Raw genomic sequence first — 14,624 nt, forward strand, 5'->3', positions numbered from 1 at the left:
AACTCTAGTAAATGCGATCGCTAGCTTATTTTAACCAGCACGTACAAAATTTAGAAAAACAGATTGCAAGTTGGAGTGCATAATACTCATGGTAAAGGCAACTTTTGGCGCTGGCTGTTTTTGGAGTGTGGAGGCAGCATTTCGCAAAATAGAAGGAGTAGTCTCAACCTCAGTCGGTTATATGGGAGGGCATTTTCCCAACCCATGCTATCTAGATGTGTTATCTAGAATCACAGGTCACGCTGAGGTGGTGCAAGTGGAGTATGACCCACAATATGTAAGTTATGATGACTTACTGGCAGTATTTTGGGATATCCATGACCCAACAACACCTAACCGCCAAGGCCCAGACAAAGGCGAACAGTATAGAACTGTAATCTTTTTCCACGACATCCAGCAAGAAGCAGCAGCCAAGCAGTCAAAAGCAAAGCTGCAAATGTCTGGTAAGTTTGCTCAAGATATTGTCACGGAGATTAAGCCTGTTGGTGAATACTATCTAGCAGCTGAGGAACATCAGCAGTATTTTGAGAAGAAAAAAACTAACTAGGGAGTGGGGGAAGAAACCTTGACAGTCGATTTATTATATAGTACAAATATACTATTAAAATTTGATTTTTGTATACTTAGATCTTGCACCTGCCCAATCTCCCGCCAGAGAATAAATTCTCGCTCTTATTAGGTTAAGTCCACTTAAGTGGACTAAAATCTATGCTTTTTGTGAGATTTAGTCCTCTTGAGAGGACTTTTGCTATTAGCCATAGGTTTCTAACCTATGGCGGTTTTTGGGACTGGTGCAAGATATCAGTATAAATAGTTATCATTCTCAACTAGGCTGACAGGAGAGCAAAATTAATGAAGCTATCAAAGATAGACTTAAGTGATGTAGTAGCGATCGCTCACTCTGAAGGATATTTGCAGTTATTACTCGACAGAGGTAGCGAACTAGAGTTTTTGGAAATCCCCGCACCAATCCAAGCTTATGAGGGACTGCAACAACTCAATGAGATAGTGGCTGAGACTGCAACACTTGCTGTTGTGGAAGAACCAATCGCTATGTTGCCAGTTAGCTCATCAATGGCGATCGCAGTCGGTTACGATCATGATGCACACACCTTGCAAGTCGAGTTTCAGAGTGGTGCTATTTATCAATACTCAGGAGTAGACGCAGATACTTGGGAAGATTTACATGCTTGTGACTCAATTGGTGAGTTTTTTAATCATGAGATTAAAGGTAGATACGAGTCAGAACGAGTAGATAATATCGATGAGTATCGCTGTTGATTTCTAGCCACACTCTCAGTCGTTAATATTTAAAGTTGAGAGTTGATTTTTATGTCTTACAGTGAGTTTAAGCTTAGCGATTTAATTAAAGATTTTGGCATCACAATTAATGAATCTTCCGGATTATTTGCAGATATCCCAGAGGTTGAATACAGTAGTTTATTAGCAACAATTCTTCAGGAGAATGTTGATTTAGCAGTTTCTATTAATACAGAGAAAGCTCGCTCAGAAATGATAATTGCTCCTATTTTATTGGAGATAAGACGCAGATTTAATTATGAAATTAGTTTATTTTCAGGCGTGGATTTTAATGTAGATATTACTAGGGGATTAAATGGGTTTTGTGATTTTATTATTAGTCTCTCTAAAGAACAGCTTTTAGTACGCGCCCCTGTGATCACTCTTGTAGAAACAAAAAACGAAAATCTAAAATCTGGCTTGGGTCAGTGTATAGCAGAAATGCTAGCTGCACAGTTATTTAACCAGCAAGAAGGAAATACAGTAAAAACTGTTTATGGTGCTGTGACAATTGGCACGATTTGGCAATTTCTTAAGCTCAAAGATAATACTGTTTTTATAGATTTAAGTGAATATTATATTAGAGATCTTAAGAAGATTTTAGGCATTTTATCAAGCGCAATTCATCAAGGATAATAATCTGATTTGAATCGACATTAAATAGAAGGACTAAATTAAACCTAAAAAGAGGTTGCCGGGTTTCGACTCCGCTCAACCCTCGTCTTATCGGGGATCGAGCATTGAGCGTAAAGCCCTGCGGGCATGGCTGCGCTTAGCGCGTAGCGTCTCCCCTTGGGAGAAGTCGAAATGCGTCTTCTAAATACAGCACATTTCATCTGAATGAAGTACACAAGGGCGGGCAGGATGCCCACCCCACAAGATTTATCATATTAAGATGTGTACTTCATTTACTTGCAAAGTGCTGTAATTGTGTTCACCTACTTACCTAATCCCTAGCGATGCACTGAAGCTCAACGAAATGTTCCCAATCCCCCAGTCCCTACTTGATAAATTCTGCACGCAACTGATTGACAACCCGATCTAGTCCCACTGAATGGGCTGCTTTGAAAAGTAAACGATCGCCTGCTTGGATAAATGTCTTTAACCTAGCTACTAATTCTGCATGGGTTGCAAAGCATTCTGATGGTATACCCTCGGCACCAAGAGCGATCGCTTCGGCATCTTTGCTATCTACCAAAACTAACAAACTATCTAAATTTAACCTACCCACTGTCTCACCAACTTTTTGGTGTAGTTGCGGCGATCGCTCTCCCAATTCTTTCATCGCGCCTAGTACGGCAATTTTACGTTTACCGGGGGTATCTACTAACAATTGCAATGCTGCTAGCATAGCTTCTGGTGCAGCATTATAAGTCTCATCTAAGATTAACACGTCATTGGGTAAAGTAAACCGTTGCGATCGCCCTGTAGGCATATCAACTGTTATACCCATTTGTAAAGATGACCAATCAATTCCCAAGACTTTCGCCACTGCTAAAGCGGCTAAAAAATTAGTGGCATTGTGACGCCCAGGTAGAGGTAAAGGTAATTGGATTCCTGCGATTGCCAAAGTCTGGTGATCAATTAGCTGTCCTTGGATATCACCGCCAGAGAAACCATAAGTTATCACTTGTCCTTGCCATACCTTTGCGGCTGTGGCGATTAATAAAGGATTGTCATAATTGAGAATCGCCACGCTATCGGTGGGCATTTCGGCTAACAATTCGCATTTTGCCTGAGCGATCGCTTCTTCAGAACCGAGTAACTCAATATGTGCTGTACCTACATTGGTAATTACACCAATCGTTGGACGCGCTATTTGTGTGAGTTCAGCAATTTGCCCTCTACCCCGCATCGCCATTTCAATCACAGCGTAGTTGTGTTGTGTACCAAGTTCTAGTAGGGTTTTGGGGACACCGATTTCGTTGTTGAAATTGCCATAAGTCTTGTGGACTCGTCCTTTTGTTGCCAAAACTGCGGCGATTAGCTCTTTGGTAGTAGTTTTACCTACAGAACCTGTAACACCGATGACAGGAATATTGAAGCGATCGCGCCACCATCGACCAATTTGCTGATATGCCTTGAGGGTATCTGGTACTTGTAATATGGGAAACCCTTGATTTTCGTATGCAAAATCAACAATAGCAGCTATTGCACCCTTGGCGATCGCAGTTGGCACAAACTCATGTCCATCAAACTTTTCACCTCGTAAAGCTACGAACACTTCACCCGGCTGCAAAATCCGGCTATCGGTTTGTATACCATTACCTACTTGTGCTAAAGCAGTTTCAGATAAATTTTCCGTGTGAGCTAAAAGAACTTCAACAAGTTGATTTAGAGTCGCAAAACCAGGCATAAGTTGATTCAAATTATTAAAACCGCATTGTAACAGGTAGTAGTAATTCGTAATTCGTAATTCGTAATTCGTAATTAAGAAAACTAGATGTACCTGGGTTTTGAGAAAAGAAGCCAGTAGGGGCGGGTTCACAGATATGAGCAATAGCTCAACGAGAATCTAATTAAACCCGCCATTACACGTTTATACGCAATTGATAGAGTTTTAAATTTAACCGAAGATTTGGAAGTCGCGGGGAATAGAAACATCAGTGTTATCTTGCACCACTGCAATTAACTCATTACCTCGGAAGATTTGCGTATCAACCGCCCCAGAACCAATTCCGCCGAAGCTTTGTTTGACAAGGCTATATTCCGACAAAGCGTTACCACCAACTCGAAACTTATCGCCTTGAGCAGCACTAAAATCAGTAATAGTGGCAAAATCCAAGGAACCAAAATCGCTGTAACCGATAGCACCAAAACCAAAGTTGAAACCGAGTACGAAAAAGTCAACACCGTTTCCACCACTTAAACTATCCCGTTCAATAGTCAACGGATCGTCTGCAAAGCCATTGAGTGAGTCAACTCCATTGCCTCCAAAAAGGCTATCACTGCCACTGCCACCTGTAAGCACATCGTTCCCGTCGTCACCGAAGAGGAAGGCTTTACCACTAAATCCGCTAGCACTCATAATGTCACCGCTAGCACTACCGAATAGTGTTGCTTGTTCGATTGATTTCAGACTATCCTTTTCTGTCAGGCTGGAGTTACTCTTCTCTAGGCTGGTATCGGTCAAAATAAATCTGAAGAAATTGCCCGAATCTAGAATTGAATCGAAGCCGCTTCCCCCATCGATAACGTCGTTACCGTTTTCCCCGCGCAGATCGTCATCGCCGGCATCTCCTTTAAGAGTGTCGTTGCCGTCCCCACCTTTGAGTTGATCATTGCCACCTGCGCCTTGAATGAAATCATCTCCATTATCACCAAACAGAGAATCACCTTCAGCCCCACCGATGAGAGTATCATTGCCAGATCCACCAAAGAGGATACTACTCTTAGCGCCACCTTTGAGTTGATCGTTGCCAAAACCACCACTGAGTCGAACGCCTCCACTAAAGCCGGAAGCATCAAGGATATTGTCGCTCGAACCACCAGTCAGATTTGCGTTCTCAATTGAGTTAAGAGTATCAACACCATTCCCTGTCAATTTGGTGTCAGTGAGAGTAAAGTTGACATCGCCTGACTCAACAACTCGGTCAAAGCCAAGTCCACCTGCGAGAACGTCGTTGCCAACGCCACCTGTGAGGGTGTCATTTCCCTCAAGACCATTAATTGAATCATCCCCTCCTAAGCCACTTAAAATGTTATTGCCACTATTGCCAAGAATTATGTTATTGACATTATTGCCAGTGCCATTGATATTAGCCGTTCCCACCAGGGTCAATCTTTCTAAGTTAGCTCCTAATGTATAGGTAATAAAAGAATTAACGATATCATTCCCCTCGTTAGCTTGCTCGATAATGGTGGCATCAGCTGAGTTAATGGCGTAAGTATCGTTACCTGCACCACCAACAAGCGTGTCTTGACCTAAGCCACCGTTGAGTTTATCGTCACCTGCACCACCGTTGAGGCTATCATTGCCAGTACCGCCAAATACATCGCCAGAAAGACTGTCATTGCCTTCCCCGCCAATCAGGACGTCATCGCCAACCGCACCCAAAAGACTGTCATTACCTAATCCACCAATGAGGGTGTCATTACCGCCGTTACCATTGACAGTATCATCACCTGCTAAGGCATCAATAAAATTATTCGCAGCATCACCATTAATAATGTCGTTGCCAGGAGTTGGGGTTCCGTTAATAGCCATAATGTTATGTTTCGTTTTGCTGTAGGTTTGTATGTAATACGTCATTGAAATTTTGGAGAATTGTGCCAACAGCATTAATTTAAAATGGACTTTATTGTTACTGTTTATGTACTTATTTAGGGAAAATATTAGTCATTTCAAACGCTTGAAAGAGACAAATATATTGCAGAATCTGTTATTTTAAAAAGTAAAAATATAGCTGTTGCCTGGTAGTTGAGGATATCAGCTGAGGATAAAAACCGAACACCAAGGAACTTTCAACAAGAGACAAGAGAGCAGGGTGACATTCAGTTTTGTAGGTTGTGTTATGCCTTATTGCAACGCACCGCAAATTTATGGTGGTGCGTTAGGACTAGATAATTTATTTTGCTGCAATCATTCCAAAAAGAATGCCAAAGAAGGTTAACTCCTTTGGCACGCTTGATTTATGAGGTATTTATATAGTTTAATTAAGTCCAGGCAATAAAAAAATTTTTATTTCCTCTTGCTGATCATTTTATCCCCGGTTTTTAATTAACATTATTTGGACAATTTGTATAGCTAGATCGCGAGAAACATCTAAAGCTAAGTATAAATCATTTAAAAAGTGGTTTTCTTCTTCAGTTAGTATGCCTTCAGTCAATACCAAATCAGTAGCCACTACAAAGGCTGCTTCCCGTAAGTCTTGAGATAGAGATTCTTTAGCTGCATCAAACAAAGTATTGAGACCATCTTGTCGGAGAATGCTCAATATTATGTCAAACAGCTTATTCAGCATCTCATGCGTATAAGTTTTAAAAAGCTTCATCCGAGATAGTAAAAAAGAAATACAATTTGCCTGATCATCAGAGAGATAACCGTCTGCGGCTGTCGTACCTAAAATAATCACAGCAAATGCTTCTGCTGAACTGAGTGTTTCTTGGGCTTTTTTTTCTGTGCCCAACACAGTATCGAGTAGACCCATTGAAGTAGCTCCTTGGTAGGGTCTCAGTAGCCGTACAGTTACCTGCGCGTTTCATAATTTTGAGGTAATACTGCAACGCTGCGAGACTTTCATAGCTTTAGTGTTCCCAGGATTTCTTGATCGCGAACACTTGCATTCAATGGTTTTCAGCAACAAGCACACTGCTAGTTGTGAACTTAGCGTTCTCCAGTCTTTTCGATTGTTTCGATTACTGCCAAACCTATGCCAGAGGCCGCTATTAGCAGTATTGCTGATATCCAATAGGCGTTAACAAGCATCCGTAAAGCATCATCGAAGAAAATGGAGGTGGTCATCATCTTACCTTTTGAACTCTGTGTTGCTAGTAATCTTTATTTTTCTACACCTTGAGAGGTGAATTTTGCTGAAAAATTGCTAGCAATTGCATCTTAACAAAACTTTAGCTCTTTCAGCAGAGTGCTTTAACTTTTTCTTGCTAAAGATTCCATGAATTTCATTAATCCTTTGTAAAGGAGGTTACTTATACTGAGATTATTGCCAGAATTGTATCATCTAAATTTACGCAAAAATGTTGTTAAACTGGTAATTTACATAACATATAGCAAGATAATACTTATTTAGTATTTGGCGAAGATTTTTCAGTAAAGAGAAATTTGATTTAATTAAAATTATTCTCAACTATCTTGCTTAAATGAACGTAATATCTAGATTGGCATTAAATAGTTAATGAAACTCTTATAAAGAGAAAAGCTATAAATTACTCATATTTCATACCTATGTTTAGGAAATACCAAAAGGTATTTTTCAATAATTTAACGGATAGATTCTTAATTATTTGTTTCTCTATTGAGTTTGGGCAATTTTGGATACCGAAATATTTATTAATAATTGTCCCAAATATTTGTTTGGGAAATTCCAGAAAATAAATTATCCAATTTTGAGAGTAAAGATAATTATTAGATTCTTCGTCCTCTGCTTTGCCTGCTTCCCTTGTTGGTAAGTACCTACGCATAAATATTTAGACATTTTTTAACACGACTGAAATCGCTGTATTCCTTTACTGTTCACTGTTCCCTTGCCTAAATAGATAATTTATTTTGCACAACTACTTATGAGGTTTTTATGCGATCGCTAATCATGCCAAGCAGTCAATTAACTCAAAAAGGAGTATTCTTGTATTAAGCAATTAGCCATACAGTGAGCAAACTTATGAAGATGAGTAAATCACGACAGTTAACTGTAAAAGACTTAGTTGTAGAAGATGTAGTTGTAGAATTGGACAACACAGCACTCAAAGTCCGGGGTGGTTATTTCTCTGAGATGGAAGCATTGATGAATCAAATGCAAATATTAGCTCAGTATCAAGCAGCAATGAATAACGCACAAGCTGCAACGACAAGTGCAGCAAAATCATCACCTGGGGCTTAATCATCCTACTTATAAGCGTTATAAGCGTCTGCTACTGATTTGGTAGTGATAAAGTAAGAAAAATAAGAATTCCTGCCCTTCGTTGATATCCCCCGCTTTTTGAGGCGGGGGCTTTGTAATTCATTTCCTCTTCTTACCTCCTGAGTTGTTGACATCAATACATAATCTCTCTCAAAGTGGGTGCATCATCTCTACTTAACAGGTCAGTACTTAAATTAAGGAACTGATCAAAGTCCAGATTTTGTTGCATATACATTACTTATGTATTACAAAGCAGGGGTAAGACTTGATGGTTAAGCCAACGATTTCGACAAATCAACTCAGCAACAAGTTCGTCCAGTGGTTGCTTGAAGAAGACAGACAAGAGAAGGAAGGCCCTTACCGTAAAGAAGAATTGCATCACAGCCATCCCTGGTGGCAAGTTATGTGCCTCACAGGCGTAGATTATTTCTCAACCCTTGGCTATCAACCTGGTATCGCTGCACTGGCGGCAGGTGCCCTTTCACCTCTAGCAACACTAATTTTAGTACTGCTAACACTCTTTGGGGCATTGCCGATTTATCGGCGCGTTGCTGCGAAAAGTCCTCATGGTGAAGGGTCTATAGCAATGCTAGAAAACTTACTTACTTGGTGGCAGGGTAAGTTATTTGTGCTGTGTCTACTTGGCTTTGTGGCAACAGACTTCATCATTACCATTACCCTCTCAGCTGCTGATGCTACAGCCCATATCATTGAAAATCCACTGGTTCCAGCTTTATTTGACCATCAACAGATTGGGATTACGCTGGTACTAATAGCATTGCTCAGCGCAGTTTTTCTCAGAGGCTTTCGAGAAGCTATTGGAATCGCAGTATTTTTGGTGGGAGTTTACCTACTGTTAAATTTCGTTGTGATTAGCGTCGGTCTGTATAAAATCTTAAATCATCCATCGGCGATCGCTGATTGGCAAACTGCACTTTTCACGCGTCATTCTAATATTTTTGTCATGCTGGGCGTGGCTATCTTACTATTTCCCAAGCTAGCGCTGGGATTGTCCGGCTTTGAAACTGGTGTAACTGTGATGCCGCTTGTCCAAGGTAATAGCGATGACGATCCCCAAAACCCAAGGGGACGGATTCGCAACACACGCAAGCTATTGACTGCGGCGGCTGTGCTGATGAGCTTCTTTTTGCTCACCAGTAGTTTTGTAACCACCCTACTGATTCCAGCACCAGAATTTCAAACAGGAGGCAAAGCTAGTGGACGTGCCTTAGCTTATTTAGCACATTTGTATTTTGGTAATAGTTTTGGCACAATTTACGATCTCAGTACTATTACTATTCTGTGGTTTGCGGGTGCATCTGCGATGGCAGGACTGTTAAATATTGTGCCGCGCTATCTACCACGCTATGGCATGGCACCAAACTGGGCATTAGTGACTCGACCATTAGTATTGGTTTATACAATTGTTGCTTTTATTGTCACAATTATCTTTCAAGCGAACGTAGAAGCTCAAGGAGGGGCTTATGCAACTGGTGTATTAGTTTTAATGACTTCCGCTGCACTAGCTGTAACTTTATCAGTCCATCGTCAGAGAGCCAAACAGAAAACACTGGTGTTTACCACAATCACGCTATTATTTTTGTATACCACTATTGTTAATATCATCGAAAGACCAGAAGGTATTAGAATTGCCGCATTCTTTATCGGTGCGATTATTATTACCTCATTAATATCTCGCGTTTGGCGATCGACAGAACTGCGAGTAGAAAGGATTGAAGTTGATGAAACAGCTCGCCAATTCATTGCTGAGGAAAGCCAAAGAGCAATTAGGCTGATTGCTAACCGACTAAACGAGGGTGATGAGCAAGAGTATTTTTTAAAAGAGAAAGAGGTACGCGAGGATAATCATATTCCAGTTACTGATCCTATCCTGTTTCTAGAGATTATAGTAGCTGATGCTTCCGAATTTGCAGATGTGATCAGAGTTAAAGGAGTGCAAGTTGGTAATTATCGTATTTTGCGGGCTGAGAGTGCAGCAGTTCCCAATGCGATCGCAGCTTTACTTCTTTATATCCGCGATCAAACAGGTAAAATACCTCATGCTTACTTTGGTTGGGTAGAGGGAAACCCCGTACAATACCTATTACGCTTCATCTTGTTTGGTGAAGGTGATATTGCTGTTGTAACTCGTGAAGTGCTTCGTAAAGCCGAGAAAGATCCTAAATGTCGTCCCGGCATCCATGTAGGAGGTTGACATCCCATTGATGAAAGGGACGCGGAGAAATTTTAATAATAAGTAATTTTATATCTCAAGGATAAACGATCCTGAGCAATAGCAGCGATCGCTACTAAGTTTCTTAATTGCGAACTGGTATTACTTGTTAGATTTCCGTAAACTTCTAACTTTCTCATGAATCACTCATAAGCTAATCTGCCTTTAACTTGCATAATCCTTTGCCTCAGAAAGACGCAAAGAGAAGTTGCGTGCGGGGGTTCCCCCCGTTGAGCAAACTTCGGAGGACGCGCTTAAGGGGAGACGCGGGGATGTAATTTAAATGATTATTAGCTTATGAAGCTGAACTATAGCTTCAGTTAATTTCTTATGGTAATTAAGTGCAGAGATCAAAAACTTGCTCAACTATTGCATAAAAACTGAATTAACTGCTGATATTTCGACAAAACCTAAAATTGAGGAAATGCAGGCTCTGATTTCTGGTAAAACTACGTAACTAATTTCAACTTAGTATGTGCCATAAATATTATGTGAATATCAAAATCATCTGATTTTAAGTCAAATTTGTCGCTTAAATACCGGAATTAAGGAGTTTCAAATCATGAAAGACTATATCTGTGAGATTTTCGCTCAAAATGTTGGTTTATCTGTTGCAGAAATCTTTGAGGATGACTTGACGCTATCGGCAATTATTGCTCGTTCTAATCAGCTACATAACAGCATTGATTTAATGGAGGTTTTTGCCAAAACTGCTAACACACTCAAAAAGCAGTATGGCATCCAAATTAAATTGCCAGCTTTTTCACTTGATACCCCAATTTCAAATGTATTAGAAGTATTTCTCAATGAAGCTGAGAAAGTTAGTTTGGATCTGGCTTGAAAATAGAGAATTTATTATGTGATTTATTGCATGGATATTTGGTTAGAAAGTAGCAAGTAATAGTAAAGCTTTTACTTCATAAAACGACACTTAAATCAATTATATATCTGTTATGGTAAATACAATTTCGAGATCCGACATTGTCAGTAACTTGTATGCAATTATTGCTGAGCAACGCAGCTCCTTGATTGATTTGATATGGGAACAACACTATTTCCATGAAAAGCGCCGCTGGAGTGCGGTAGAAATGATTGGTGGGATTAATCTGGAAAATGTGAGTGAATTTGACAAAGCTAACTTGTGGAATGCTGGACGTGCAGAATTAACTACTAAACCAGGAGCCGATCGCCTAGCTAGATTAGCTGATACTGAGTGTCGTCGTTGGCAAGATCGCAATCCAGTTTTGGCGAGTGTGATGCAAGCTTGTAGTACTTGGAGTCGTTACTGGAATGAGGAAGAAAGCTTCCATGAAACGACGCTAAATCGCTTATCAACTCTATTCGGTTTAGAAGCTGTCAATGACGAAACATTGATTGAGTTTCGGAAGATTTTTCCTGACGATGACATGCTCAGAACACTGGTTTTACTGGCGATTTCGGAGATTACAGCCACTGTTAACTACTCTTGGTGTGCTAGTGTTGCTCAAGATCCTGGATTGAAGAAGTTGTTTAAGCAAATTGCTGCTGATGAATCTCAGCATATGACATACTTCATCAGTTTTGCTAAAGCTCTAGTTGATAGTCAAGAATACTCACCCAAAGGTGCATTCGCTGTTGCACACTTATTTGTGCGAGAAGGAGGCGAACTTTATGGTAGTCAGCGCCAACATGTTGAACGACGCGATTCTCACGTCAATTGGTGGGACTCTATCAAGTATGAGATGGTCATTCCCGATAACATTGAGCGTAAGCAAAATCTGATATTTTCAGCACTCAAACAAATTACAGGAATTCAAGTCAACTCTGCGGTTGAAGTTGAGGAAAAATGGTTGGAATTGGTGGGATGTTAATCGGACTGGGGCATGATATTCAGCTAATTGCAGAATTGAAAACGGTTGAAGCCCTCAAGGTTCCAGGTATCTTCTTCACAGAAACTGAATGCCTTTACTTTAACCAAAGTAAAAATCCTCTCCAAAGTATGGCAGCTACCTTCTCAGCCAAAGAAGCCTTATTTAAAGCCTTGGCGATCGCTCCTAATTTCTACTGGACAGATGCAGAAGTCCGACATAATTCCCGTCATGCTCCTTATTTTGAGTTCGACGGCTCACTAGCAGAGCATTTTCAGCTTCAAGGTTGGACTGCTCACCTTTCCATATCCCATAGCGGGGATTATGTATCTACTGTTGTCACCATTTCTTAAGAGGGAACAGAGAAACAAAATTTCGTCAAAACTAAGATCCCCGACTTCTTTGAAAAGTCGGGAATCTGGACACCGCGAATTTTCACAAATCAGATAAGACTGCTATAGAAATCATATTTGATTTCTGTTCTACGCCGTTTTTCCTGTTCTCTACCTATGCAAATAAGCTCAGAAATCAAAGCGAACTACTATATGAACTTTGAAACTGTTAACTTAAAACTTCAGGTGCGCCCCAATGACCTTGATAGTTTGGGTCACGTCAATAATGCTATTGTTTTGGAATATTTAGAAGCAGGGCGATGGTCATGGCTGGAACGTCACAACCTAGCTAGAGGAAAGCGGATTATTCCTGTAGTTGCTCGCATTGAAATCAACTATAGCCGTGAGATATTACCAGGAGAGGTCAACATCATCACGAAACTCATGGATGTGGAAGAAAATTACCACTATCAGGTAATCTTTCATCAATTTGTAGAGACTTGCCAAGACGGAATTGTTAAAGTTGCCGCTGATGCGCGTGTGAAAGTAGCATTCATTGATTCAGTCGAACGAACCCTTAGAACTCTTCAGGATTTTCTCGATGAAAACACACAACAACATGGTTGAGGTCGAAATAATTCCAGACTTGCAACCTAGAATTAATCTGTCAATGACGATGATCGATATGATTCAAGCTCTCAAGAATACTGACTCGCGCTTGGGGTTATATTTGAGGGAAGATCGGGCTGCGGAATCTCAGTTTTTGGCTTATTGTGAGATTTATCAGAAGATTGGAGCCTATATGGAGTATTTTCGGGCTGCGAATGTCACAGCTGGTTCACGGGTTCTGTTTCCTTTTGAAACAACCGAAGGCGTTATTATTGCATTTTTTGCTTTGGTGGGATTGGGGGCGATTCCATTGTCGGTTAAACCTTACAGCATGGGTGTTCTCAAGGATAGCTATCTGGCTTTTTTGACGCAAGTTGCAACTCAATATCATGCGGAATTTATCTTAGAAGCGCCAAGTATTAGAACTCTAGAGTTGAGTATCCAGCGATTACCGTTACCAAACGCAGATATCCGGCCGCAAGAACCACCAAATTTTGCCACGATCGCAGATACTGATATTGCTTTTGTGCAGTTTTCTTCTGGCTCAACTTCTTTTCCCAAAGGAATTCCAGTGACTCATGGGAAGATTGTAGTCCAGATGGCTGCGATCGCTAATCAAGCCCAAAACAGACTAGGTGATGTCACAGCCAGCTGGCTACCGCTATATCACGATATGGGACTAGTCGGTGGCTTGCTGACAACGTTATATGTCAGACATGATTTGCATTTGAGTACCCCAATGCAGTTTTTAATGAATCCTGTGGGGTGGTTGAGCGAACTGTCAGAAAAAAAGATTGCGATCGCAGTGATTCCTGATTTTGCTATTAGCTACTGTCTGCGTCGGTTGGCGATGACTGATATTGCAGACATCGCTGATTTAAACTTAACCCAGCTACGCATAGTCTTTAATGGCAGTGAACCAATCAATATCGATAGGCTACATCAATTCTGGGAGATACTTGCACCATATGGATTGCAACGTAGCGCCATTAAGCCTTGCTATGGAATGGCAGAGGCAGTTCTGATGATTTCCTGCTGTAAGTTAGCAGATATTCCCCGCATTTTGACATTAACAAATGGTTGCAAAGCCATTTCTGTCGGTCAACCGTTGAGTACATTTGATGTCCGCATCAAAAGTGAGGATGGTCATCTCTGCGATGAAGGCGAAATTGGTGAAATTGAACTTAGAGGTGGTACTTTAGTTGATCATTACTTTGAAAGCGATCGCCCATTTTACAATGCTGACGGCTTTTTCCCCACTGGTGATTTGGGTGTAATCAGCGAGGGCGAATTATTCATTACTGGTAGGCTGAATGATCGCTTCAAAATTAATGGTCAAAGCTATTTTGCGAGTGATTTTGAACATGCGATCGAGTCGTTGCCGTTTGTACAACCAAGTAAAGTTGCAACAATCCAAGCTGACGATCAAATCATCGTTTTCATAGAAGCTAAACAGGCTAGTGTTCTCAAGCTTGCTATTGAACACCAGCGCCAAGTCAGTGAGATTGTTCTCAACCAACTGGGAATTAAAATCCCTGTGGAAAATATACTTTTAATTCGTCCAGGACAACTAGAAAAAACTAGCAGTGGTAAATTACGACGAACAGTGATCGCTCAAGCCTATAGGATGGGAAAAATTGTACTTGCTGTGCAATGATATCATGTCCGTTGAAAGACTTATGATTTGGCTGACGCGGAGATAGGGAGACGCGGTGAGACAGCGAGT

Annotated in this window: 15 protein-coding genes; 10 read left to right on the forward strand and 5 right to left on the reverse strand. The window is 40.7% G+C overall.

All coding sequences use genetic code 11. The features are described 5' to 3' along the window. The first annotated feature begins 88 nt into the window (after positions 1-88). From msrA to AC5JMF_RS11725, 3 genes are all read left to right on the forward strand, one after another. Complete coding sequence (gene msrA / locus AC5JMF_RS11715; protein WP_495795885.1) at positions 89-547, forward strand: peptide-methionine (S)-S-oxide reductase MsrA; 459 nt, start codon at positions 89-91, stop codon at positions 545-547. A 305-nt stretch (positions 548-852) separates the two neighbouring features. Continuing rightward, positions 853-1,281, forward strand: coding sequence for a KTSC domain-containing protein (locus AC5JMF_RS11720; RefSeq protein ID WP_495795886.1), 429 nt, complete (start codon positions 853-855; stop codon positions 1,279-1,281). Positions 1,282-1,332: 51 nt separating this feature from the next. Next, the gene (locus AC5JMF_RS11725; RefSeq protein ID WP_495795887.1) at positions 1,333-1,935 is read left to right on the forward strand and encodes a hypothetical protein; all 603 of its coding nucleotides are present in this window, start codon (positions 1,333-1,335) and stop codon (positions 1,933-1,935) included. 364 nt (positions 1,936-2,299) lie between these two features. Here AC5JMF_RS11725 and AC5JMF_RS11730 read toward each other — a convergent pair whose 3' ends face one another. From AC5JMF_RS11730 to AC5JMF_RS11745, 4 genes are all read right to left on the reverse strand, one after another. Next, positions 2,300-3,655, reverse strand: a complete 1,356-nt coding sequence (locus AC5JMF_RS11730) for a UDP-N-acetylmuramoyl-tripeptide--D-alanyl-D-alanine ligase (RefSeq protein ID WP_495795888.1) — start codon at positions 3,653-3,655, stop codon at positions 2,300-2,302. Positions 3,656-3,865: 210 nt separating this feature from the next. Beyond that, a complete protein-coding gene (locus AC5JMF_RS11735) occupies positions 3,866-5,506 on the reverse strand; it encodes a calcium-binding protein (RefSeq protein ID WP_495795889.1) in 1,641 nt (546 codons plus the stop codon). A gap of 496 nt (positions 5,507-6,002) precedes the next feature. Continuing rightward, positions 6,003-6,449 (reverse strand): tellurite resistance TerB family protein, encoded by a 447-nt coding sequence (locus AC5JMF_RS11740; RefSeq protein WP_495795890.1) that lies wholly within the window; start codon positions 6,447-6,449, stop codon positions 6,003-6,005. A gap of 176 nt (positions 6,450-6,625) precedes the next feature. After that, positions 6,626-6,763 (reverse strand): hypothetical protein, encoded by a 138-nt coding sequence (locus AC5JMF_RS11745; RefSeq protein WP_495795891.1) that lies wholly within the window; start codon positions 6,761-6,763, stop codon positions 6,626-6,628. Between the two features lie 874 nt (positions 6,764-7,637). Between AC5JMF_RS11745 and AC5JMF_RS11750 the strand changes: the two genes are divergently transcribed. Next, complete coding sequence (locus AC5JMF_RS11750) at positions 7,638-7,856, forward strand: hypothetical protein (RefSeq protein WP_495795892.1); 219 nt, start codon at positions 7,638-7,640, stop codon at positions 7,854-7,856. A 289-nt stretch (positions 7,857-8,145) separates the two neighbouring features. Continuing rightward, complete coding sequence (locus tag AC5JMF_RS11755; protein WP_495795893.1) at positions 8,146-10,092, forward strand: APC family permease; 1,947 nt, start codon at positions 8,146-8,148, stop codon at positions 10,090-10,092. 32 nt (positions 10,093-10,124) lie between these two features. Here AC5JMF_RS11755 and AC5JMF_RS11760 read toward each other — a convergent pair whose 3' ends face one another. Further along, positions 10,125-10,250 (reverse strand): hypothetical protein, encoded by a 126-nt coding sequence (locus AC5JMF_RS11760; protein ID WP_495795894.1) that lies wholly within the window; start codon positions 10,248-10,250, stop codon positions 10,125-10,127. 422 nt (positions 10,251-10,672) lie between these two features. Here AC5JMF_RS11760 and AC5JMF_RS11765 point away from each other — a divergent pair, with 422 nt between their 5' ends. The 5 genes from AC5JMF_RS11765 (at position 10,673) to AC5JMF_RS11785 (ending at position 14,555) form a co-directional block, all read left to right on the forward strand. Next, on the forward strand, positions 10,673-10,951 hold the full coding sequence (locus tag AC5JMF_RS11765; protein ID WP_495795895.1) for a hypothetical protein: 279 nt from the start codon (positions 10,673-10,675) through the stop codon (positions 10,949-10,951). A 112-nt stretch (positions 10,952-11,063) separates the two neighbouring features. Next, a complete protein-coding gene (locus tag AC5JMF_RS11770) occupies positions 11,064-11,960 on the forward strand; it encodes an acyl-ACP desaturase (RefSeq protein WP_495795896.1) in 897 nt (298 codons plus the stop codon). Continuing rightward, positions 11,936-12,310, forward strand: coding sequence for a holo-ACP synthase (locus AC5JMF_RS11775; RefSeq protein ID WP_495795897.1), 375 nt, complete (start codon positions 11,936-11,938; stop codon positions 12,308-12,310). The genes AC5JMF_RS11770 and AC5JMF_RS11775 overlap by 25 nt, the downstream gene beginning before the upstream one ends. A gap of 192 nt (positions 12,311-12,502) precedes the next feature. After that, a complete protein-coding gene (locus tag AC5JMF_RS11780) occupies positions 12,503-12,916 on the forward strand; it encodes an acyl-CoA thioesterase (RefSeq protein ID WP_495795898.1) in 414 nt (137 codons plus the stop codon). After that, on the forward strand, positions 12,891-14,555 hold the full coding sequence (locus tag AC5JMF_RS11785) for an AMP-binding protein (RefSeq protein ID WP_495795899.1): 1,665 nt from the start codon (positions 12,891-12,893) through the stop codon (positions 14,553-14,555). Before AC5JMF_RS11780 ends, AC5JMF_RS11785 begins: the two co-directional genes overlap by 26 nt. Positions 14,556-14,624: the final 69 nt, after the last annotated feature.

The organism is Desmonostoc vinosum (assembly GCF_059505385.1).